Source organism: Synechococcus sp. NOUM97013 (assembly GCF_014279815.1).
GTDB lineage: Bacteria > Cyanobacteriota > Cyanobacteriia > PCC-6307 > Cyanobiaceae > Synechococcus_C.
The window spans coordinates 952,560-972,349 of the sequence record NZ_CP047941.1 but is presented as its reverse complement, the minus strand read 5'-3'; the positions used below and the strand labels follow the sequence as shown (position 1 = coordinate 972,349).

Here is a 19,790-nt window from a genome sequence, read left to right as displayed (position 1 = left end):
ATCACCAATCCAACAATGGATGATTCACATCATCTATTGCTCACAAACAAAGCAATTCGTGGCAATGATTGCATCTCTCCAGGTTGTAATTTCATCATAACCGAGCCATCAATAATCAGACCAATGCAGAATCGAAATTCAAATTCTAACCGCCGAAGTCAAACCAAGTCCCAATTCTGATCTTTATTGCTATCGCAATCAAACCGATCAACTGATGGTTCTGCGTGGCAGCCTCGACCTGATGATTTTGCAGAACAAAGCTTTCGAGTGCATTCATCTCTGCGACACAGATCGTCTTTGGGTCAGGATCCCGCCCTGCATCCCCCATGCAGCGATCAACCGCACCAGTGAAAGCGTGGGGTTGGTGAATGCCATCCAACGCCATGGCCCAGTTGATCCTCGCGATTACAAGGCTCGACTCATCCCGAATTTCCTCCAGCAAGAGTGACGAAGGCTTCACGCGTCGTAAGTCACAACCGAGGCAGTGACTTCGATCAATGGAAACGGATGCAGACCTTTAGATGGCATGAGGTGGATCATTTCGAAATCAGATCCAGCCAACCACAGCTGACGGGGAGCCTGTCCACATCCCAGGTTGTTTCGGTCAACGACTTGACGAGATGCTTGCCCTTCTCAACCAGCACCACAGCCGCAGCCGAGCGCTCCTTGCCATTCTTGGGAGCTATGAATGGGATCTATCGATCCATTAACCAATCATGCGTTTGCGCACCAACGCATCCCAAACCGCCGTTGGCATGAAGCGCTGCACTAACACCGACTCCGATTCCCGACCGCATCGATAACGCGCTTTCGGACGATCGGCTTCCAAGGCAGTCACAATCGTGTTGGCCACAACATCCGGGGACGACCCCTTTAGGAAACCCTCGGACCATCCAGCCGAGACGTTCCGCATCATCGAACCCCAAATCGGGTCTGCGCAATGCTTTTGCATTGAGTCATCAGCGACCGCTTCAAAGCCCGTCCGAATCAGACCGGGCTCCACAAGCACCACCTGAACACCAAAACGATGCATTTCCAGCCTCAGCGCATCACTGATGCCTTCGAGTGCATGCTTGCTTGCGCCGTACCAACCTGCTCCAGGAGTGACAAACCTGCCGGCGATGGATGACACATTGACGATTCGCCCAGAGCGTTGCTCTCGCATCTGAGGGAGCAACAATTGCGTCAGACCGATCAGCCCAAAAAGATTCACTTCAAACATCTGGCGAGCTTGATCCAGAGCCATGGTCTCCACAGGTCCGACTTCACCGAATCCCGCATTATTGACAAGCGCATCTAGCACTCCAACGCGAGTGGAAATGGCATCAGCCAATTGGCGCCGTGAGGCCTCTGAAGCAACATCCAAAGGCAGAACCTCAGCACCACGCTGGCGCAGTGATTCCATGTTCTCCAGTCGGCGAGCAGCGGCAAACACGCGCCAGCCACGATCCAATAACCGGTGGGCACTTGCGAGGCCAATGCCGCTGGAAGCTCCCGTGATCAACACTGTGCGACCAGAGCTCGTCATGAAATCCATGGCAATGGAGTCTGTTTGAAGGAGTGGATGGCAGGAAAGCCGCAATCAACGGTGACAGGCAGCTTTGAAGCGATCCGAGATATTGCTGCGTCCATGCTTGCTTTTGCGACCAGACACTCGCCGCCGCCAAGCACGAAAAGACGCGCTCTTCAGTTCCGCACGCATTAGAGCGATGACAGCTGATTCAGAAAGCCCAAATTGAAATTCAATGGCTTCAAAAGGAGTTCGATCTTCCCAAGCCATTTCGATCACCCTGTCGATGTCTTGCGTGGACAAAAACTGCGACGACATTGTGAAGGGGAGGAACGGGGTCAGTGTTCGGGTTGCTCGAAAAGGGCAACAGCTCGGTCAAACTCACTCCAACGCATCTCCTCAATGGTGTCTTTGGCCTCGAGAAATGCAGGAGCAGACGATGAAGGGGATGTTCCTTCAAGATCTTTCGCTGTTGAAGGGAGAAGCAAGGTCATCAGCGGCAGCCGAGGAGAGCGCTAAGCGTCAAACGCAATGTAACGAAATATTGAGCCACGCCGAAGCGGTCAGCAGCAAGCCACCACCACCAACCACCTTCCTATTGAGAATGAGTTGCACCAAAGCCAAAACCATGCTTTATTGCAAGTGAATCTCAAGAGCAAGACCATGGTTCGACTGCATGGCGATCGCAGCTCTTTGCTGAATGCACTGATGCGGGCGACTTCACGGCACAACCGCCTTCAAAGCCAGGCTGCTCATCACTCGCTGGCGAAAAACCGCGACCATGACCTTTCAAAAGCGAGAGGCCCGAAAAATTGACAAAGATGCAGCGTTCTTGAAGCAGCGCTCCTAATGTCAGACCATCAGAAATTCGTTCTCCCGGAGGAATTGCGCAATGACTGAAGGAAAGCACAAGTTTGAGGAGTACGAACTCCCCTACGGCACCAACGAGAAGCACTCTCCCGACGAATTCGACCCCAAAAAAGATGCGGGCGTCAACAACCCTGAGAGCCGTCACCGTGACAAGGTGCTCGACCAGATCTGCGATACACACCCCGGCTCCCCTGAGTGCAAGGTCTTCGACGAATAAGGCGGAGACAGACGGCCGAAGCACACCTCTGGGGTTCTGACTCGAGCATTCGCTTGGTCGTCAGCTCCCCGTCGAGGGGAGTTCTCATTGAGAGAGGTCCTCTCGTCAACCTTTCACCAATTGCGCAGCGAATGGATGCAGGTTCTTCAGACATCCTGCATCACAAGAACGTTGTTGAACCGAAGCTTGAGCGTGATCAGAGACTGACTGGCTTGAACGTCAATGGTTCTTGTTCATTCGAGCGAACCCGCGGAACAAGGTCCGACATCGACCACATCATGGAGGTACTACTCCACGATGAGATTGATCGATCTTGAGATGCTCTTTCGGTGTACCTCGGGTTTTGAACACTCATCGCGTCACCCTTGATGACGGTGGTTGCTTGGCATGGAATGACGATCAGCAGAAACCAGGAGATGCACGTTGCATTGAAATCTGCCTGATGGCTTGCCGTGATGATGGATCCCAGATCAGAAGCATCCAACGTTCGTTCGTTACAACATGATTGCGATATCACACACTATTAAGCAGGAACCAAACGACCCTCAATCATTGATGTGGTCTGAGCTTTAGGAACCCTTGAGCCCGCGTGTCGAGAATGAATGCGTTCCTTCGGGCCACTTCATAAGAAGAATGGAAATCATCGAATCTTTACACACGTTGAGCTATCAAGTGAATTTCCATTGCCACTTGAGCGGCATCCCATATTCAGGCATAGGTTGTAGGAAAGGCCCGATCGATGCAACCAGCGCTCATTCCTGAGAACGAGCAAGAGCGCTTGAAAGCACTGAGTGAATACAGAATTCTCGGGACGCGGCCTGAGCAGTCCTATGACGACATCACTCGTATGGCGTCCTTGGTATGCCGCACACCGATTTCCTTGATAAGCCTTGTCGACTCCAAGCGCCAGTGGTTCAAATCAAAGGTCGGCATCACCGCAGACGAAACGCCCCGCGATTGGTCCTTCTGCGCCCATGCCATCCATAACGACCAACCATTGATCGTGACCGATGCACTCAAAGATGAGCGATTTGTCGATAATCCGTTGGTTTGTGGCGATCCAAAAATCCGCTTTTATGCAGGTTTTCCGCTGAACAACGATGAAGCGCATCGGATCGGCACACTGTGTGTGATCGACCGAAGACCCAACCATCTCTCTGAGGATCAGATGCAGATCATGGAGGCGCTGGCGCGCCAGGTCGTGGTCTTTCTCGATCTGCGCAAGCGTTCGATCAAGTTGTTGGAATCGTTCTGCTCATCAGATAAGCCCCCTGGCATGATCTCCACCTGCAGCTACTGCCGCAAAGCCAGAGATGAACGAGGACATTGGATTTATCTGGATCAATTCCTCTCTCAGCGCACCAATCTGAATTTTTCCCATGGAATCTGCGACAGCTGTATTGAAGAACATTTCCCTGAAGTGGTGGAAGCCTGGACCACCGGACTCCACACTTCAGAGCATGAGCTTCACCAGGCATCCCAAAAGAATCCACGGGATCATGTCAGCTGACGTCCTTTCCAGGTCCAACCACGCCCTGTGAGCGTGCGCCACACAGAGACCGGGCCAATCGCACCAACGAGCAAGCCTCCTGCTCCCATCAGCCACCAGTACGTGAGCGGCATCTCGAAGCGTTGACAGTTCCAACGACGAATCAAGAACTGCTGAACGATCGCCGTCACCGAAAGGATCACGGAAGCAAACCACCAGACTGCGTGGGAAGGGATCAAACTGAGCAGCAACAGTGATGCGGGCAAAAGCAACCAAGGCAGGCTGAACATCAGCACCACCACAGCCGATGCACCAAGCGCCTTAATCGGGTCACCATCCAAGCCGAGCAACCAGTTTTTAGTCCAGCCTTCCCACAGCGAAGCGAGGTCGACATACATCCGTAAATCCACTGCATCAAGACCCAGCAAATAACGCAAACGCAATCCCTGTCGTTTGATCAGCCGAGCCAAAGCGAGATCCTCCACGACTTCAGCGGCGAGGCCTTGATGACCACCGATCTGCTCGTAAGCGCTCCGTCGAAACAACATGAAGGGGCCTGCTGCGAAGGCCACATCAGAGTCAGGATCGTTCGCGGCTTCGATTGGAAAACCAAGCCCCAGCAGACTGGCCATGATTGGCTGAACCATCCATTCAGCAAGACAGCCGCACCGCAAACGGGGGGCAAGGCTGAGCAAATCAGCCTTGTCGTGAATGGCCTGATGCAAGGCGCGATGAAGAGCCTGCGGTCTTAACTGAACATCAGCATCAAGGAACAGCACCCATTCGGCCTGGACCTGCTGCATGGCACGGGCACAGGCCCAATTCTTGCCGACCCAACGTTCACCGTCCGGACGCGGCCCAGCCTGCAACAGATCAAACCTGGAAACATTGGCATCCAAGGCTGAAACCGTGAGTTGAGCCTGTTGAATCGTGTTGTCAGTAGAGGCGTCATCGACCAGCAACACACGCCAGTCGCGGCAGGGAGTGGCACTGCGGAGAACACTGGTCAGGCATGGTCCAACGTTGAGAGCCTCGTTGTAAGCGGGGATCACCACACAAATCGATGTCTCCGGCACATCAGCCTCAAACGCGGGTTGCAATGACGGTGCAGCGGCAAACACACGCATCAAGCCAAGCTGCAAGATCAGAAGCCCGATGCAGGCCGCGACCAACGCAGCGGTCAACAGCAATGCAAAAGGAAGCAGCGGGGTCAAGTGATCGGCAAGCACACACACCCCAGCAAATCACCTTGAGGACGGGGCGGGCTTCTTCATGATCGGGACGATCGCAACAGTCCTGCCCTCAGTTGAGCAACACGGCACCGGTGGCCAAAAGGTCCTGACGGCAACGACGCAGCCCCTCTCGACTGACGTGAGCCACCTGAGCACAACCATTCATCCAAAAGGGAACCGCCACCAGATCACCGGAGAATGCGCTGAGCTGAGGTTCAACACTGGAGCCCAGAGGAGGCAATGGAGCAGGCATGAACGCGTTGCGAATGCAGGCATGACACCGCGGCGTGCATCAAGCAGATGTGTGATCAGCGACCAATTGAACAAGCCATTGAGATGGTGGACGGTGAACGGTAACCATGGCAACGGTTCACAAGACCAATTGGAAAGAATCAGCCGAATCACCCCCCAAGGTGGGTGTACAGGCAGAGCAAGATTGTTAGCTTCGTTTGAGGTCCTGACAGTGTTTTGAGCCAATCCTCGACGCAACAACGACAACTGGTCTCGGGCTTATCGATCTACGGTGCATGGCAACTGGTGAGCTATGGAGTGGAGGTCAAATCCACCGGTTTGATGTTCAATCCAATGGGTCAGAAACCGAGTGGTTACGTTATTTTCACCCCTGAGGGTCGTGTTTCATTCACACTGACAGCTGAAAATCGGCAAGCACCTGAGTGTGTCCAAGACAGTGCCGATTTGTTCAACAGCATGATTGCCTACACAGGGACGTATCAACTCGATGGCAATCAATGGGTCACCCGTGTGGATGCTGCCTGGAACCCTCAATGGGTCGGAACAGAACAAACCCGCTACTTTCTGATTGAGGGCGACAAACTCGTGGTCCAGACGCCTTGGCGTGTGATGCCAAACTGGCCAGAAAAAGGGTTAACACGGAGCATCGTCTGCTTCCAACGCTGTCAAAGTGATTTCAGGAATTAATCGAATCATCTGTGTTGCCACCGCAGGCATGTCGTGGCTGATATCCCTGAGATTCCGCCAGATACCTCAGATACACGATTTGGTGCCGGTCGGGAAGGCCTGCAGCAGCAATCAGGCCTAACCAACCAAAGATCAGCCCCGCCCAGAACCACTTCATGCTGCTGCGAGCTTTCTGTGCAGCGATGGTCTTGGCAAAACAGGCGCTGACCACATGGGTCACCACAACAACCACGGGAAACAACCAGTCCATCCAGAAGGCAACAACTCTCCTCCAAGGAGATAGCAATCCCAAACGCGAGTGTCAGTCTTGTACAAGCGGGCTGCACAAGGAAGAAAGCTCGCAGACTGTGCTGATCACGACGAGGGAAGTAGTGGTTCGTACATCATCAACGCATGATTCTCAACCAGCATTTGCTCTGAGATCACCCCACGTTGATCATGCTCAACGCGATAAATCTGGTTATGCCTCGAATAGCCTCCCCAAATTTGTTGCTTGATTGCATGCGACCGTTCCTCAACAGAATAGGTCGACTGATAATCAAAATCACAGTAGAGCGCTCCGTTTAGGCACGTTGGATCAAGCCAAAGACGGAGTGAAAAACAATAGGGAGTTGTGTTGGTGATCTGAAGATCGATGTAGTTATAGGCGAGCGTCGCTCCGGCACCAAAGGGCACTGATCGATTGAGATCTGGAAAAACATCGTAACCATGGCGCCATCGTTCAGTGATCATCAAGGGACTGTGAGCCGCGATCCAAAAAAGAAGATTGCCAAGCTGACAAAGACCACCTCCAATCCCTTCAGCAATCACCCCATGGCGCAACACCAATCCCTTCAAATAACCCTTTCTCCGCGTCGGTCGCCCCACAAGTTTCCAAAAAGAAAAAGTCTCGCCTGGGCGAATCACGATCTGATCAATGCGAGCAATCGCCAGCTCCAAATTTCGACGCTTATTCAGCTGCAAGATGGGATCAACACCTGGCAAAGGCCTCAAGACAACTGAACGATGCTGGAATTTCATGAACGCAGGACATAATGCACTCCGCTGATCAGCCCAGATGTTCCAAGATCGATACCAACGCAATTTGCGTTTGAGAATAAAGAGCTCCCGACCGACCAACCGTCGAAACCACCAGCGATGAACGGGGGAAGGGATTTCAAACATGCTGAGATCCCGCAGGTCATGCTCACCTCAACAGCTTATTGAGCTCAGCAAATCGATCCAACGTGAAATCACCTGCTCTCAACGAGAGCCAAGATCACCGTTGCGCATCCGTCTCCCTTGCGCGCTCAGAGGCCCCCTGCGACGACGCTGAAAATGAGTCTTAAATCCCCGACGCGACTTTTCGCAAGAGGCCAGGAGGTTGACCATCATTTCAGCATCATGCGCTGACAACTCCCCATCCTCACCCCACTTCAAGCAAGACAGAGGCGCCACAATTCGTTCCATAGCCGTCATCCGTGCGATCCCATATCAGGCACCATAAAGTCAGCGGACTCACACAAATAGGCAGAAAGCCTGAAATTTAGAGCCGCAAATAAGTACTAATACGCATCCATGACGTGTTTTTCGGCTTGGTGTCAGCGCTTCGGTGAAATCATTCCATCCGAATCATGTTCGGCATGCCCTCGACACTGGCGAAGGTCACCAGGCTGACGACAGGCTCATCTCCCTGATTGACCACGTAATGAGGTTCACCGGGGTGCCCCTCCAAAAAGCCATCTCCAGCTTTCACCACACTGGTCTCTTCCACACCATCAACAACCCGAACATTGGTCAAAGCACCCTTCTCCACCAAAACCACGACAGGGGAAGGGTGGGTATGCAAGGGGATTTTGGCCCCGGAAGGAAGCGTGATCCGATAGATCCTCATTTCCGGCGTGCCAGCCGGATAAGCCACGACCCTTCCACCCAAGGTGCGACTGGAACTGAACAGTTCCTGCATCACTGGCTTGGGAGTGGCCTGAACCGCACCAGCCGAAAGCAGCAACAGAGAGGCTGCGAGCCCCGAAAAACGGAAGAGCATGGCGGATGGCAATCAATCGGATCGATCATCCAGCCTGACACCAGAACAAGGGTCCCAGGTGTCATCGATGAACGCTTCCCGGCAGGGCGACGAGAGAAGCCGATCGCCTGTGAAAACGCAATGCCTTCACAGGCATGACCTTCAAAGCGCGTGCACTTAGAAGGCTTTTTGATTCAACGTTTTGAGAAAAGCCTCTGGTCCACTCTCCAAGGGCGGCAGCTCAAAAGAAGCCTCACGTCCCTCAAGAGCCGCATTCAGCGATTCGATCATCTGAGTGTTGCCACTGTCTTTAATGGCATTCAGCGCAATCTTGAGTCTTTCTTCACGGCTCCCTTGAAGCGGAGCAGCGGCAGGGGAAGCCCAAGCGCTGTAGTCAAACCCACCACCTGCACGCACGCTGTCCAGTTGTGCGGCGAGATTCTCCCAGAGCAAAGGCATCGCTTGAAAAGCAACGATCGATCTTGATTGTCGACTCAATACAAGTTGCTGGCTGATGAACGAGATCATTCCTTACGTTCGCTTTGATCCATCCATCAGACTGATGAAAAAAATGCCGTTTCTCATCCATTGAATTGAGAAGCAGGATCATCAGATTCCCGCCACCAATATCAGTGAAATGATACAGATTGTCACCTCAATATTTTAAAAAAGTTTCGATCGTTCACAGCTGCATGTAGGCAACAACCATGTCGTCAAGTGCAGTAACGCAAACTGGGATTTGCTCACCTCACTCTTGGGAGGGAAACACTTCACTCGCAGGGGGGAAGCGGCATAGCCAGGGATTTGGAGAGTTTGAAGACAGCTCAATGGTTCAATCCCATGATCTCTCAATCTCCATCAACATCCTGCAAAAACCAATCCACCCTTCATCGCCGTCGCGAAGCCCGCAGAGCACTTCCGCGGACCATTCTTGAACGCAACGACGCTGTTCTCAAGCACCTAGGTCTCGCCCACCTCGGTGCTCAGCGTCAACTCAACCGAGGCGATGGCGAGCGGGACGATCTCATCCAAGAAGGGCGAATGGGCCTGATCCGCGCCCTCGATCGATTCGAGCCGACGCGAGGTCATCGCATCAGCAGCTACGCCATGCCGAGAATTACGGGCGAAATCCTGCATTACCGGCGTGATCGCCTGCGCACCCTGCGCGTTCCCTGGCGCTTGAACGACCTGCATGCCAAGGGAATGAGACTCCAAACGGATCGAATACAGCATGGCCAGCAAGCCTTGGATGCAGCAGGCCTAGCCGACGCACTTGGTGTGACTCCCCAGCGTTGGCAACAGGCCTGCATCGCCCACCAGCATCGTCATCTGGTGTCGTTGCAGGCACCGAAACAGGCAACGGTCACAAGCCCCCATCCAGTCAGCACACATCTCGAGTCACTCCCAGCCCGGTCAACCCATCACAACGACCTTCAGCTGTCATGGCTGAAAACAGCTTTAAAAAGCCTGGACCCTGTGCGCAGACGCTGGCTTTGTGCGCACTGGATCGACGGACTGTCCATCACGGCGATCGCACGCCTCGAAGGCATCGATCGACGCACGCTGCAACGCCTCCTAAACGACAGCCTCCGCGACCTGCGGAGGCAAGCGGTCGCGGCTACGAGCTAAGACCAAGCGGCCATGCCACAAACATGGCCAGGCCTGCAGCCCAGGCCGTCTGCAAACCATTGACGAGCTCATTGCTGAGCCAGGGCCAACGGCCCTGGCCAACAGCACCCAAAAGGCTCTCGAGCAGGGTGGCAATGAACCCAACCACAACCACAACTGCAGCCGCTTCAGCGGAGGGGATCAATCCCAAAGCAACCATCACCAGGGTCATCAACAGGCTGCCGAGGGCGCTGGCAGCCGTGCCCTCCAAGCTCACCGCACCTTCGGTTCCGGGCGGCACCGGTCGCAAACTGGTGATCAGCAGCGTGGTTCGCCCCCACCGCTTCCCGATCTCACTGCCGAAGGTGTCCGCCAACTTGGCGGCAAAACTGGCAGCGAAACCAATCAGAAGCCCCTGGGTTGGGCCCAGGCGCGCCGCGATCAAGAGGGCCAACACCAGTCCGGTCAACGCCGACCCCCACACATTTTCTGGCCCTCGACGACCACCGCGCGCTTCTGCCAAACCGAGATCCTGCTTGCGTGCAAAACCCAGCTTGGTGACGAGGGATCCAAAGGCCAGATAAGCCACCACAGCCAGCCAACCGCGCCAACCGACAGCTCCCCAGAGAACGGTGCCGAGGATGCCAGCGTGGCACCATCCCGCTGGCGTCAGCAGGGGGAGACGCTGAGCCAAGCCAATCAAAACGGCGTTGAAAACCAACGCCGTGATCCAGATGGAAACACTCTGAGCGGGAATGGCCGCGGACGCGAAAAGCATCAGGCTGTGTTGCACTGCTCTAAGCATCGACGCTGAAGGGGGCTTTGCCGCGGATAATCAGCTCAGGTGATTTCCCCTCTCCGGCATGGTGCTGAACCGCAAGGGCTTCTTCCTCGAGCTTGGAGAGCCGGACCCCGCTGTCGCAGCCAAGTACGCAGAAGCCAACGCTGCCAGGACCAAAGCTGCGGCGAAGGAGAGCAAAAAACCATCGACTGCTTCCGCGACCGCGGAGCCTGTTCAAGCCGACAAAGACCAACCAGCACCGGGCCCAACCAGCACCGAGGTCAAACCATCGCTGACAACGGCGGAAGCCATTGCAGCAGAACTCGCGGCTGCAGAGGCCTCCAAGCCCACAGTTGAACTCGTCAATTTCGCGCCCGACGCTTTCACACCCGGGAACGCAGTGCGCCCTGGCAAGCGCCGGCCTGGAAGCAACCTGTCGGGGTTTCGCTCCATGGCCTCCGAGCTGTTCAAGAGCAAGTAAGGCCGACAAGCCTCAAAACCCCTTCGGCGAAGGTCGTTGGCTGGACAGCGACACGTTGCCCATCGGAGCGGCAGCGCTTGAAGGGTTGGCTGCTTCTCTGGCAGCAGCACCTTTCTGATGAGGAATCGCCATGGCGTTGAACGCCAATGACCAGCGCTCACCTTCACCCCGAAACGGCATCACGGAATGGGGTTGCCAGGCAGGAAAGACATAAAAATCCCCAGGCACGGGCAGCATGTATTGGGACATCCCCGTACGAAACGACTGGATATGCCAGTCCTCGGGGCCATGAAAACAGAGCTGGCCATCAAAACTGTTGCCATTGATCTGGGGGGGCACCTTCAGAAAAATCACCCCTGAAAAACTGCCGCCATGGGTGTGGATCGGGTTGTAGTCACCAGCTCGCTGGCAGTTCAACCACAGATCCACGGGCTGAAGCCTGTAGCGCCCCGGAACCCAGGGGCCACGCCCTTGCGGTGGCTGTCGATCGATCACATGACGAATCCAGCGTTCGCAGGCAGGCAGAAGCTGCTCATTCATGAGTTGCTGCACTCCGGGCAAATCCGGGGTTAGCTCACGCTGCTCACTCAACTGGCCAGCAAGCTTGGCGGATGCATCAGGACTGTGATGCGGCGCTGTCATCACTTGCTCGCCGAGCGCAATCAGCTGCTTGAGCAGAGGATCCGGGAGCTGGCCCTTGAGGATCGAACGCGGAAACAGATCAAGAACGTCCACAGCCGTCTCTGGTGCTGCAAGTCATCGTGCCAGCGACTGAGCAGGACAACCGTTCAAGTTGATCGAGCCACCGATAAGAAAAAGAGCTTTCGCACGAAGTGACAGGATTGTGAGATAAGGCGTTAACCGACGTCTGCCAACCCTGCCCAGGAAGGTTTTCGTGAACGGTCCAAAGAGCCTGTTAAGCCGGATTGGACGCCGCTTGCGCAAGGCATCCGCTTCGAGCGAACCATCAGCGACGAAGTTGCAAGGGCCGTCGTCGCTGTTTCGCGCTCGCTCCATAGCGGCGAAACAACCACCCATCAGTGTGCAAACAACCTTGCTGCGGCGCATGCACGTCAAGGGGCGTCCACTGATGAATGCCTTTCGTCTCGACGGCATCAAGCGCTGAGCGTTCGCCAGGAGCAGAGGGCACTGACGCCGGCGACCGCCGCAGTTGAGCTGCGCAGAATGGTGTCCCCGAGCGTGACCCCAATCCAACCGGAGGCGAGGGCTTGGGCCACCTCGCCCTCACTCCAGCCCCCCTCAGGTCCGATCGCCAGCCAGATCCGCGGTGCTAGCGCTGCAGCCTGATCGAGCCATGCTTCCAGATGAGGACAACCAGCATCCCGGGTGACGGCAATCAGACGCAGGTCATCTGAAGCTGGTGTCATCCACCACGCTCCGCTCACCAGACGGGGCTGCAGGTCCGGCATCCAAAGCCTTTCGCTCTGCTCAACAGCCTCTTGAAGAATCACGCCCCAGCGCTCGGGCCGATGCTCCGCCTGCGGCACACTGCGATCAGCCTGGAGGGGCTGGACGTGATCCACACCCAGTTCGCACGTCATGCGCATCACATCGTCCATGCCGCGACGAACCAGCGCCATGGCTAAGCCCAGCTGAGGCATGGGCTTCAGCTCCGTTCCATGAGGTTGTGCACGATCGCTGGTCAGCTCCAACTGATCACCAGCGATCAGCAGTGCAGTCCAGAGATGTCCGCGGCCATCCACCACGTCCACCTGGCCACCAGGCTTCAGACGCAACACTTTGCGCAGGTAGCGCACTTCCTGGTCATTCAGATGGAAACAGCGATGCTCCCCAGAAGGGGGAAGCCTGCTGGCATCAATGAGCAGGCGTCGTCGTTCAGCCACGACCGCGATCAGCCCATGCCTGGAAAAACACTGTCAGGGTGTTCTTCCACAGGCCAGTCTTCGTTCGCACCACCGATCAGAAGTTCTTCCAGTTGAACCAGGTCTGAATCCAGCTGCCGCAGGGCATTGATCAACACATCCAGCGCGATCCCATCACTGGTCCCGAGGTCAATCCAACACCGTGCCCACTCCTGCTGGTACTCCAGCTGCCCCATGTTGTGCATCAAAGCGGGCATCGCTGAGCCCGCATCGTCGTTCTCGTAGCTCATCCAGCTGAGCTGATCGCCTTCCTCATGCACCTGAAGGTTTTCAGCGTTGAATCCCCCCAAGCGCCCCAGCACATACCAACTGTCGAAGATGCCATCAACGTAATTTCGCTCTCCCTGGCTGGGGACCTCAGCGAAACGCAGCCAGATCCAGCAATTGAAAGGATCAATCTCTCGAAAACGAACCTGCATGAGCCACCGGCATCGATGACATCATCGCCGCCAAAGGAACGATCGACCATGCTGGAGCGCCATGGCAGCCCCCTCAAGGGCATTCGATTGGAATGCTGGAACTGCACGATGTTCACTACAGGCCGGCCACCGCAGAACAGCTGGTGCTTAACGGCATTCAGCTGAAGGCCTCCCGTGGGAGACCCTTATTGATTTCCGGTGACAGCGGCAGCGGCAAAACCAGCCTGCTGGATGTGATCAGCGGCATGGCCAGCGCCAACACGGGACGCATCTGCTGGCAGGAAAAAGTGCTGAACCAGCGACAACGGCGATGGTTATGCGGGGTTGTGTTTCAGTTTCCGGAGCGCCACTTTCTGGGCCTCACCGTGAGCCAGGAACTGAAACTGGGTCATCGTCGTCTCAGCAGCGAAGACCAGGCTGCAGCCCTACGTCAGGTGGGCCTGAGTGGGGTGGACGGACGTCAGGCTCCGGAACGTCTCAGCGGCGGACAGCAGCGACGATTGGCCCTCGCTGTTCAGCTGCTGCGCAAACCGGATGTACTGCTGCTGGATGAACCAACGGCTGGTCTTGATTGGTCAGTTCGCACTGAAGTGCTGGAACTCCTAGACCAGCTCAGTCGCGACCGCCTGCTGATCGTGGTGACCCATGAACCGGAACTGTTTCATGGCTGGAACTGCGATCAACTGCGGCTGCACAACGGCCGCCTACACGCTCTGTCACCATGACGCCTGATTGTTGAAGCGTCATGGCTGATCGCCTCGTGCGGGCCACCGCTGCAGGTGGGGGAATCAGACTGGTGGCTGTCACCACCAGCGACACCACGCGCACAGCTCGAACCCGCCACGGACTTTCGTACCTCACCACCGTGATGCTGGGACGTGCCATGAGCGCCGGCTTGCTGCTGGCCAGTTCCATGAAGGTGCGCCATGGACGCGTCAATCTGCGACTGGGCTCCGATGGCCCCATCAACGGGTTGAGTGTTGACGCTGGTCGTGATGGCCGCGTTCGGGGATACGTCGGAAATCCGTCTCTCGAGCTGGACCCCATCGTGGGGGCAGATGGTCAAGCAAGCTTTGACTTCGCTGGTGCAGCGGGCACGGGCTACCTGCATGTCGTCCGCGACGACGGCAAAGGGGAACCGTTTAGCAGCACGGTTGAGCTCGTGAGCGGAGGCATCGGTGAAGACGTGGCGTCCTATCTGGTGCACTCGGAACAAACACCGTCTGCTGTGTTTGTAGGGGAAACAATCAACAGCGAAGGCTTGCAAAGCAGCGGCGGATTGTTGGTGCAAGTGCTGCCAAAGGCTGCAGAAGAGCCTGCACTGGTGGCCCTGCTTGAGGAACGTTGCCGAGAGATTCAAAACTTCAGCCAACAGCTGCATGCCTGCGGCGACCATCCCGAACGATTGCTAAGGGAGGTGTTCCCAGACCTCGATCCACAGCCGATTCCGAGCAGTGAACCCATGCAGCCGGTGCAGTTTTTCTGTCCCTGCAGTCGCGAGCGCAGCCTGGGAGCCCTCACCCTGCTGGGACCTGAAGAGCTTCAATCCATGCTGAAGGAAGACAAAGGCGCTGAGCTCACCTGTCACTTCTGCAGTGAGGTGTATCAGGTCACCGAAGCAGAACTGCAGGACCTGATCAACGAGATTTCAGGTTCAAGCCAGAAATAGAGCTCCCACCAGAAGCACCACCAGAGCGGGCAGTGCTTGCCACTGCTCCACCGACAACGGCAACGCAGTCGAAGCCATCACCATGCTGAGCAACGCACCAAGGCTCAAGCCAGCGATGAGCAATAACAATGTCCACCCCAATGAGCCGAGTGGGCGACGGCCGCGTTTCACCTGGCTGATGAACACACCAATGGTGGAGAGTGCAAGTAGGAGCTCCACGGTCAGTGGAGCGACCAAAAGCAGCAGCAATGCCGCTGCACCTGCAAGGCACCGCACCGTGAATCCCTGACCTTCCACCAACTGAAAATCAGGCATGACGCCTGAACCACTCAGGGAAGGCGTTGGTAGAGAGAAACTGCGAAGACGCGTGAGCAACGCAGCCGGACCGTTGGAGGATTGGAGCGATTCCGTCGATCCCTGCTCACGTTCAATCCGCGAGGCTGTGACGGCTTCAGAACTCACCCGACCCGACTGACGATCACGAAGACGCGCCATCAGCACGGCGTCGTAAGCCGCTTCCACGCGCGCTTTGGCAATGGCGTCATCTCCGCAGCCAGCAACAACACGTTCGCGGGCCCTTTGAACTTCTTCAAAGCCTGCATCAGGACTAATGCCGAGCAGAGAATAAGGATCCTGAGAATCCGAATCCTGTCCTGGATTCAACCCTGCAGCCATTGAAGCGTCGATGTTCTTCTTCAAGCGTATCGACAGACTCCTCAAATCGAGCCCAAAGGAGGAATTATCAATTGAAAAGCGCAGGATGTTTCGGCAAGACGGTGCTTAGAACAGCGGCGGGCCATGCCGAAAACCCTGCTGCCGCTCAAAACGATGCCGACAGCGCGGTACATCTGCGCTGAGCAGAAGCTGACGGTGCTTAATCAATGGCATCTGAGGGGGCAGGTGATAGCCCTCGAGTACCTCCACATGATCACGATGATCACGGAAGCAGATGTAATCCGTCCCTCCATCAGAGCAGGGGCGAAGCAGCCAGAGAGTGTCCATGGCAGACCGCTGGAGGTCGACAGTCTGGCGATTGCGATCACAAGGTGCGAACCAAAGCCTCTGAGCGTCTGACATTTCAAATCCAATCGCGACATGACTCCGCGCGATCGGAAGACGCACACCAGGAGTCGAGACAGCTGAAGCAGTGGAAAACGAGTGACTCCTCTTGGCAATTGTCTGCATGCAGACCAACAATCACCGTCGGACGACCGAGCTTGAAGGAATAGACCTCCCACTTCATTGCATTGTCATCAGTGCGCCGGGCATCGCCAAACGATTCCAAAGAGGTTTCGCATGCCTGTCGGTGTCATCAACTTCCATGGCGTCGTGCGTGAGATCCAGGCTCGAATTGAGCGAAAGCCCCACAGCAGCATTGAACCTGATCAAGGGCCTCATGGTGCAGGGGAGTTCAATCAAGAAGTCAGCCCATGGTTGGTGCACATGGCGTCCGTGATCCGACTAGCCGCTGAGACCTTCATTGCAACAGCAGAGAGACGCGTGAAAGCGTGAGTGATCACATCTCAAAGCGAACGCTTGCTCCAGTCACGCTCGCCTTCAGCCAACAGCGAACCACCAAATCGGTTCTCAAACAGACGAAAATTTCCCTAACACGCCCATTCCTGATCAAGCCAAGACGCTGAACACAACCACGCGAAGTGCAATGCAACGCTCTGCCTATTGGACGCGGATTGGACTCACTGTGATCAGAACAAAGGACGCTCAGCCCCTGAGCAACAACACGCGCAGCATCGAAGAGAAGAATTGATCCAGAAAAGACGGATTGAACAGTTGACGAACCGATGGGCGTAATGCATAAATGAATTGAGATAGGGACTATCAATGCTCACCGGATCTGATCTTCTTGCCAAGGTTAAAGAGCTTGGCGATGTGTCCAAAACCGATTTGGCCACCGCTTGCGGCTATGTCACCGACAAAAAGGATGGCGGCCAGCGAGTGAACTTCACTGCTTTCTATGAGGCTCTGCTGAGCGCCAAAGGCGTGGAACTTGGTGGTGGTTCTGCCGGCATTGGCAAAGGCGGCCGCAAGCTCAGCTACACCGCAAAAGTGCAAGGCAATGGAAACCTCTTGGTTGGCAAGGCCTACACCGCCATGCTCGATCTCAATCCTGGTGATGAGTTTGAAATCAAGCTTGGCCGCAAAGCCATCCGCTTGATCCCTGTTGGCGGCACCGACGAAGAAGGCGAAGAGTGAAAACTGCTCAGCACTCAAAACAGCAAGTGCTGAACATTGACTCCAATCGAAAGCCCCACTCAATGAGTGGGGCTTTTTTGTTGCCAACGACCGATCGAAGCGGCTTGGCCTTACCGATGACGATGACCGGTTAAAGGCTGATCGGCTCTACTCCACTCACCACAGGTGCAACAGCACTGAGCTCCAAATCAGGATGTTCCTCGTTGAGCTGGTTGAGGTTCCAATCGTTCTTGAACAGCAGAACGGGGCGATTCCAAGCATCCCTAACGGTTTTGCAATTGAAGATCCGTCCCACCTGGTCGAGGGAAGACCAACCACCCGTCACCCATCGAGCCACTTGAAATCCCAGTGGCTCGAGCCGCGTTTCAACGCCATATTCGTTTTGCAACCGGTGTTGCACCACCTCAAGCTGCAACTGACCAACCGCCGCGAGAATGGGATCGCGCTTGCTTTCATCGGTGTCGTACAGGATCTGCACCGCACCTTCCTCACGCAGTTCATTCACGCCTTTGCGGAAATTCTTGAAAGCGGAAGGATTGGGGTTGCGCAGCCAACTGAAGATCTCAGGGCTGAAGCATGGAATGCCCTCGTACTCAACTTTCGTTCCGGTGTAGAGGGTGTCCCCGATCGAGAACATGCCTGGGTTGTTCAGACCAATGACGTCACCTGGATAGGCATCTTCCACAACGGCCCGGTCTTGTCCAAACAGTTTCTGCGGGCGTGACAGACGAATCGCCTTACCGGTTCGGGCATGGCGCACGGTCATGTCTTTCTCAAATCGGCCACTACAGACCCGCACAAACGCAACACGGTCCCGGTGACGGGGATCCATGTTGGCTTGCAATTTGAAAACAAAACCACTGAAGTCCGGCCGCAGGGGATCCACAGGGCCGTCATGGCCATTGCGTGCAACGGGCTTCTGCGCCATTTCCAAAAATGCATTCAGGAACGGGCGAACACCAAAATTGGTCATCGCAGATCCGAAGAACACCGGTGTCAGCTCGCCGGCATGCACCAACTCCAGATCCAGTTCCGCACCTGCCGCCTCCAGCAGATCCATTTCCTCAACCGCCTGCTCCAACAGATCTGCTTCAACAAGATCGAGCAACTCAGGGTCATCGAGTGACAGGTGCCGTTCCTCCGATTGACGGCCACGTTCAGCCCGCGAAAACAAAATCACCTCGCGAGTGCGGCGATCGATCACCCCACGGAACTGTTCACCACTCCCGATCGGCCAGTTCACAGCCCAAGGTGTGAGCTCTAGCTCAGACTCGATTTCATCGAGCAATGAGAGCGGGTCACGACCGGGACGGTCCATCTTGTTGATGAACGTGAAAATGGGGATCTGCCGCATCCGACAGACCTCAAAAAGTTTTCGGGTCTGAGGCTCGAGTCCTTTGGCGGCATCCTCGAGCATCACAGCATTGTCAGCAGCGGCCAGAGTTCGATACGTGTCTTCTGAAAAGTCCTGGTGACCCGGAGTGTCAAGCAGATTGATTGTGTTGCCGGTGTAATCGAACTGAAGAACGGTCGAAGTGATGGAGATTCCGCGCTGTTTCTCCAGCTCCATCCAGTCAGATGTGACTTTGCGTTGTTCACCTCGTGCTTTCACAGCACCGGCCTGCTGAATGGCACCGCCGTACAGCAACAACTTCTCTGTCAGCGTTGTTTTGCCAGCGTCAGGGTGGGAAATGATCGCGAAATTGCGACGACGTGCCACTGCATCAAGCAGCTCACGTCCATCTTGAAGTGCTGATTCCGTGCTCATGGGCTGCGCTGATCGACACCAGCCTGACAGCCCGTGATCCAGCCACACACTTCCAGGTATCGGTCCTCGACCTCCAGCACCTGGAGCTGGGACAGACCAGCAAGCGCAAGCTGCGCATTCACCTCTGCGACGGTGAATGCCGCATGCAAGGAGGCTCGGTAATCACGTTGAAGCACCTCAGGTGCATGGGCCACATGCTCCCGGCAAAGTTTTTCAATGCCGGCCTCGCTGTCTGGACGCTTGAGATCCCGATGCAGAACGAGGCAGCGCGATGAAGCAAGACATTTCACCGATGACCAGAGATGCATCGGTTCATGGAGATGATGGAGCAGGCTGTTGCTGACCACCAGATCCGCCTGGATTAAAGACGCTGGCAAGGGCAGTGCCTGCTGTTGATAGCGCAAGCGCTCTGACGTCACACCGGCATCACGACGCCGGGCCTCGGCCACTTGAAGCATGCGATCAGCAGCATCCACCCCCACCACAGAGCAGTCCGTCCAGCGCTGGGCCAGCCGCAGGCTGATATTGCCGGGACCACAACCGAGATCAACGAGACGCGCCTGAGTGCGGAAATGGAAATCATCGAGGCCAAGCAGTTGCTCAATCCGGTCAAGCACGGACTGATCGGAAGCGTTGAAATCAGCCGCGGCGTAAGCATCCACCTGCAGCGGGTCATTCATGACC

The 19,790-nt window shown here is 55.7% G+C and carries 28 protein-coding genes; 12 read left to right on the top strand and 16 right to left on the bottom strand.

Going from position 1 to position 19,790, the window contains the following annotated elements:
• Positions 1-214: 214 nt before the first annotated feature.
• Positions 215-448 carry a hypothetical protein gene (locus SynNOUM97013_RS04985; RefSeq protein WP_255442999.1) on the top strand — a complete coding sequence of 78 codons (234 nt, stop codon included), beginning with the start codon at positions 215-217 and terminating at the stop codon, positions 446-448.
• A 258-nt stretch (positions 449-706) separates the two neighbouring features.
• On the opposite strand, the gene SynNOUM97013_RS04980 is transcribed toward SynNOUM97013_RS04985, so the two are convergent.
• A complete protein-coding gene (locus SynNOUM97013_RS04980; protein WP_186481036.1) occupies positions 707-1,528 on the bottom strand; it encodes an SDR family NAD(P)-dependent oxidoreductase in 822 nt (273 codons plus the stop codon).
• Positions 1,529-1,582: 54 nt separating this feature from the next.
• Positions 1,583-1,828: a TIGR03643 family protein gene (locus SynNOUM97013_RS04975; protein ID WP_186481035.1), complete on the bottom strand. Its 246-nt coding sequence runs from the start codon at positions 1,826-1,828 to the stop codon at positions 1,583-1,585.
• A 106-nt stretch (positions 1,829-1,934) separates the two neighbouring features.
• Between SynNOUM97013_RS04975 and SynNOUM97013_RS04970 the strand changes: the two genes are divergently transcribed.
• The 3 genes from SynNOUM97013_RS04970 to SynNOUM97013_RS04960 all read left to right on the top strand — a co-directional run bounded on the left by SynNOUM97013_RS04970 (position 1,935) and on the right by SynNOUM97013_RS04960 (position 4,107).
• The gene (locus SynNOUM97013_RS04970) at positions 1,935-2,156 is read left to right on the top strand and encodes a hypothetical protein (RefSeq protein ID WP_186481034.1); all 222 of its coding nucleotides are present in this window, start codon (positions 1,935-1,937) and stop codon (positions 2,154-2,156) included.
• A 246-nt stretch (positions 2,157-2,402) separates the two neighbouring features.
• A complete protein-coding gene (locus SynNOUM97013_RS04965; protein ID WP_186481033.1) occupies positions 2,403-2,597 on the top strand; it encodes a hypothetical protein in 195 nt (64 codons plus the stop codon).
• Between the two features lie 739 nt (positions 2,598-3,336).
• On the top strand, positions 3,337-4,107 hold the full coding sequence (locus SynNOUM97013_RS04960) for a GAF domain-containing protein (RefSeq protein WP_186481032.1): 771 nt from the start codon (positions 3,337-3,339) through the stop codon (positions 4,105-4,107).
• On the opposite strand, the gene SynNOUM97013_RS04955 is transcribed toward SynNOUM97013_RS04960, so the two are convergent.
• Positions 4,095-5,300, bottom strand: coding sequence for a glycosyltransferase family 2 protein (locus SynNOUM97013_RS04955; RefSeq protein WP_255442997.1), 1,206 nt, complete (start codon positions 5,298-5,300; stop codon positions 4,095-4,097). The two genes, SynNOUM97013_RS04960 and SynNOUM97013_RS04955, sit on opposite strands and share 13 nt — an antisense overlap.
• A gap of 88 nt (positions 5,301-5,388) precedes the next feature.
• Positions 5,389-5,571 carry a hypothetical protein gene (locus SynNOUM97013_RS04950; protein WP_186481031.1) on the bottom strand — a complete coding sequence of 61 codons (183 nt, stop codon included), beginning with the start codon at positions 5,569-5,571 and terminating at the stop codon, positions 5,389-5,391.
• A 215-nt stretch (positions 5,572-5,786) separates the two neighbouring features.
• On the opposite strand from SynNOUM97013_RS04950, the gene SynNOUM97013_RS04945 reads away from it, so the two are divergent.
• Positions 5,787-6,257, top strand: coding sequence for a lipocalin-like domain-containing protein (locus tag SynNOUM97013_RS04945; protein WP_186481030.1), 471 nt, complete (start codon positions 5,787-5,789; stop codon positions 6,255-6,257).
• On the opposite strand, the gene SynNOUM97013_RS04940 is transcribed toward SynNOUM97013_RS04945, so the two are convergent.
• The 4 genes from SynNOUM97013_RS04940 to SynNOUM97013_RS04925 form a co-directional block, all read right to left on the bottom strand.
• Positions 6,247-6,507 carry a hypothetical protein gene (locus SynNOUM97013_RS04940; protein ID WP_186481029.1) on the bottom strand — a complete coding sequence of 87 codons (261 nt, stop codon included), beginning with the start codon at positions 6,505-6,507 and terminating at the stop codon, positions 6,247-6,249. The genes SynNOUM97013_RS04945 and SynNOUM97013_RS04940 overlap by 11 nt on opposite strands.
• A gap of 104 nt (positions 6,508-6,611) precedes the next feature.
• A complete protein-coding gene (locus SynNOUM97013_RS04935) occupies positions 6,612-7,277 on the bottom strand; it encodes a VanW family protein (RefSeq protein ID WP_255442996.1) in 666 nt (221 codons plus the stop codon).
• 577 nt (positions 7,278-7,854) lie between these two features.
• The gene (locus SynNOUM97013_RS04930; RefSeq protein WP_186481027.1) at positions 7,855-8,283 is read right to left on the bottom strand and encodes a cupin domain-containing protein; all 429 of its coding nucleotides are present in this window, start codon (positions 8,281-8,283) and stop codon (positions 7,855-7,857) included.
• Between the two features lie 156 nt (positions 8,284-8,439).
• On the bottom strand, positions 8,440-8,721 hold the full coding sequence (locus SynNOUM97013_RS04925; RefSeq protein WP_186481026.1) for a hypothetical protein: 282 nt from the start codon (positions 8,719-8,721) through the stop codon (positions 8,440-8,442).
• A 381-nt stretch (positions 8,722-9,102) separates the two neighbouring features.
• Here SynNOUM97013_RS04925 and SynNOUM97013_RS04920 point away from each other — a divergent pair, with 381 nt between their 5' ends.
• Complete coding sequence (locus tag SynNOUM97013_RS04920; RefSeq protein WP_186481025.1) at positions 9,103-9,891, top strand: sigma-70 family RNA polymerase sigma factor; 789 nt, start codon at positions 9,103-9,105, stop codon at positions 9,889-9,891.
• Here SynNOUM97013_RS04920 and SynNOUM97013_RS04915 read toward each other — a convergent pair.
• Positions 9,881-10,648, bottom strand: coding sequence for a TIGR00297 family protein (locus SynNOUM97013_RS04915; RefSeq protein WP_255442995.1), 768 nt, complete (start codon positions 10,646-10,648; stop codon positions 9,881-9,883). The two genes, SynNOUM97013_RS04920 and SynNOUM97013_RS04915, sit on opposite strands and share 11 nt — an antisense overlap.
• An 85-nt stretch (positions 10,649-10,733) precedes the next feature.
• On the opposite strand from SynNOUM97013_RS04915, the gene SynNOUM97013_RS04910 reads away from it, so the two are divergent.
• Complete coding sequence (locus tag SynNOUM97013_RS04910; protein WP_186481023.1) at positions 10,734-11,132, top strand: hypothetical protein; 399 nt, start codon at positions 10,734-10,736, stop codon at positions 11,130-11,132.
• A 12-nt stretch (positions 11,133-11,144) separates the two neighbouring features.
• Here the strand turns inward: SynNOUM97013_RS04910 and SynNOUM97013_RS04905 are convergent, their stop codons facing one another.
• A complete protein-coding gene (locus tag SynNOUM97013_RS04905) occupies positions 11,145-11,867 on the bottom strand; it encodes a putative 2OG-Fe(II) oxygenase (protein WP_186481022.1) in 723 nt (240 codons plus the stop codon).
• Positions 11,868-12,027: 160 nt separating this feature from the next.
• Here SynNOUM97013_RS04905 and SynNOUM97013_RS04900 point away from each other — a divergent pair, with 160 nt between their 5' ends.
• Positions 12,028-12,258, top strand: coding sequence for a hypothetical protein (locus tag SynNOUM97013_RS04900; RefSeq protein WP_186481021.1), 231 nt, complete (start codon positions 12,028-12,030; stop codon positions 12,256-12,258).
• On the opposite strand, the gene SynNOUM97013_RS04895 is transcribed toward SynNOUM97013_RS04900, so the two are convergent.
• Positions 12,248-12,997, bottom strand: coding sequence for a 16S rRNA (uracil(1498)-N(3))-methyltransferase (locus tag SynNOUM97013_RS04895; RefSeq protein ID WP_186481020.1), 750 nt, complete (start codon positions 12,995-12,997; stop codon positions 12,248-12,250). The genes SynNOUM97013_RS04900 and SynNOUM97013_RS04895 overlap by 11 nt on opposite strands.
• An 8-nt stretch (positions 12,998-13,005) precedes the next feature.
• Positions 13,006-13,455 (bottom strand): DUF3531 family protein, encoded by a 450-nt coding sequence (locus tag SynNOUM97013_RS04890; RefSeq protein WP_186481019.1) that lies wholly within the window; start codon positions 13,453-13,455, stop codon positions 13,006-13,008.
• Between the two features lie 92 nt (positions 13,456-13,547).
• Here SynNOUM97013_RS04890 and SynNOUM97013_RS04885 point away from each other — a divergent pair, with 92 nt between their 5' ends.
• Together SynNOUM97013_RS04885 and hslO are read left to right on the top strand one after the other, a co-directional pair.
• Positions 13,548-14,180, top strand: coding sequence for an ABC transporter ATP-binding protein (locus tag SynNOUM97013_RS04885; protein ID WP_186481018.1), 633 nt, complete (start codon positions 13,548-13,550; stop codon positions 14,178-14,180).
• 20 nt (positions 14,181-14,200) lie between these two features.
• Complete coding sequence (gene hslO / locus SynNOUM97013_RS04880) at positions 14,201-15,124, top strand: Hsp33 family molecular chaperone HslO (protein ID WP_186481017.1); 924 nt, start codon at positions 14,201-14,203, stop codon at positions 15,122-15,124.
• Here hslO and SynNOUM97013_RS04875 read toward each other — a convergent pair.
• The gene (locus tag SynNOUM97013_RS04875) at positions 15,110-15,799 is read right to left on the bottom strand and encodes a CPP1-like family protein (RefSeq protein ID WP_186481436.1); all 690 of its coding nucleotides are present in this window, start codon (positions 15,797-15,799) and stop codon (positions 15,110-15,112) included. The two genes, hslO and SynNOUM97013_RS04875, sit on opposite strands and share 15 nt — an antisense overlap.
• Before the next feature lie 105 nt (positions 15,800-15,904).
• Positions 15,905-16,126: a hypothetical protein gene (locus tag SynNOUM97013_RS04870; protein ID WP_186481016.1), complete on the bottom strand. Its 222-nt coding sequence runs from the start codon at positions 16,124-16,126 to the stop codon at positions 15,905-15,907.
• Positions 16,127-16,420: 294 nt separating this feature from the next.
• Between SynNOUM97013_RS04870 and SynNOUM97013_RS04865 the strand changes: the two genes are divergently transcribed.
• Both SynNOUM97013_RS04865 and SynNOUM97013_RS04860 read left to right on the top strand, forming a co-directional pair.
• Positions 16,421-16,636 carry a hypothetical protein gene (locus tag SynNOUM97013_RS04865; protein WP_186481015.1) on the top strand — a complete coding sequence of 72 codons (216 nt, stop codon included), beginning with the start codon at positions 16,421-16,423 and terminating at the stop codon, positions 16,634-16,636.
• A 330-nt stretch (positions 16,637-16,966) separates the two neighbouring features.
• A complete protein-coding gene (locus tag SynNOUM97013_RS04860; protein ID WP_186481014.1) occupies positions 16,967-17,338 on the top strand; it encodes an AbrB family transcriptional regulator in 372 nt (123 codons plus the stop codon).
• A gap of 130 nt (positions 17,339-17,468) precedes the next feature.
• On the opposite strand, the gene SynNOUM97013_RS04855 is transcribed toward SynNOUM97013_RS04860, so the two are convergent.
• Both SynNOUM97013_RS04855 and SynNOUM97013_RS04850 read right to left on the bottom strand, forming a co-directional pair.
• Positions 17,469-19,106 carry a peptide chain release factor 3 gene (locus tag SynNOUM97013_RS04855; RefSeq protein ID WP_186481013.1) on the bottom strand — a complete coding sequence of 546 codons (1,638 nt, stop codon included), beginning with the start codon at positions 19,104-19,106 and terminating at the stop codon, positions 17,469-17,471.
• Complete coding sequence (locus tag SynNOUM97013_RS04850) at positions 19,103-19,786, bottom strand: trans-aconitate 2-methyltransferase (RefSeq protein WP_255442993.1); 684 nt, start codon at positions 19,784-19,786, stop codon at positions 19,103-19,105. The genes SynNOUM97013_RS04855 and SynNOUM97013_RS04850 overlap by 4 nt, the downstream gene beginning before the upstream one ends.
• Positions 19,787-19,790: the final 4 nt, after the last annotated feature.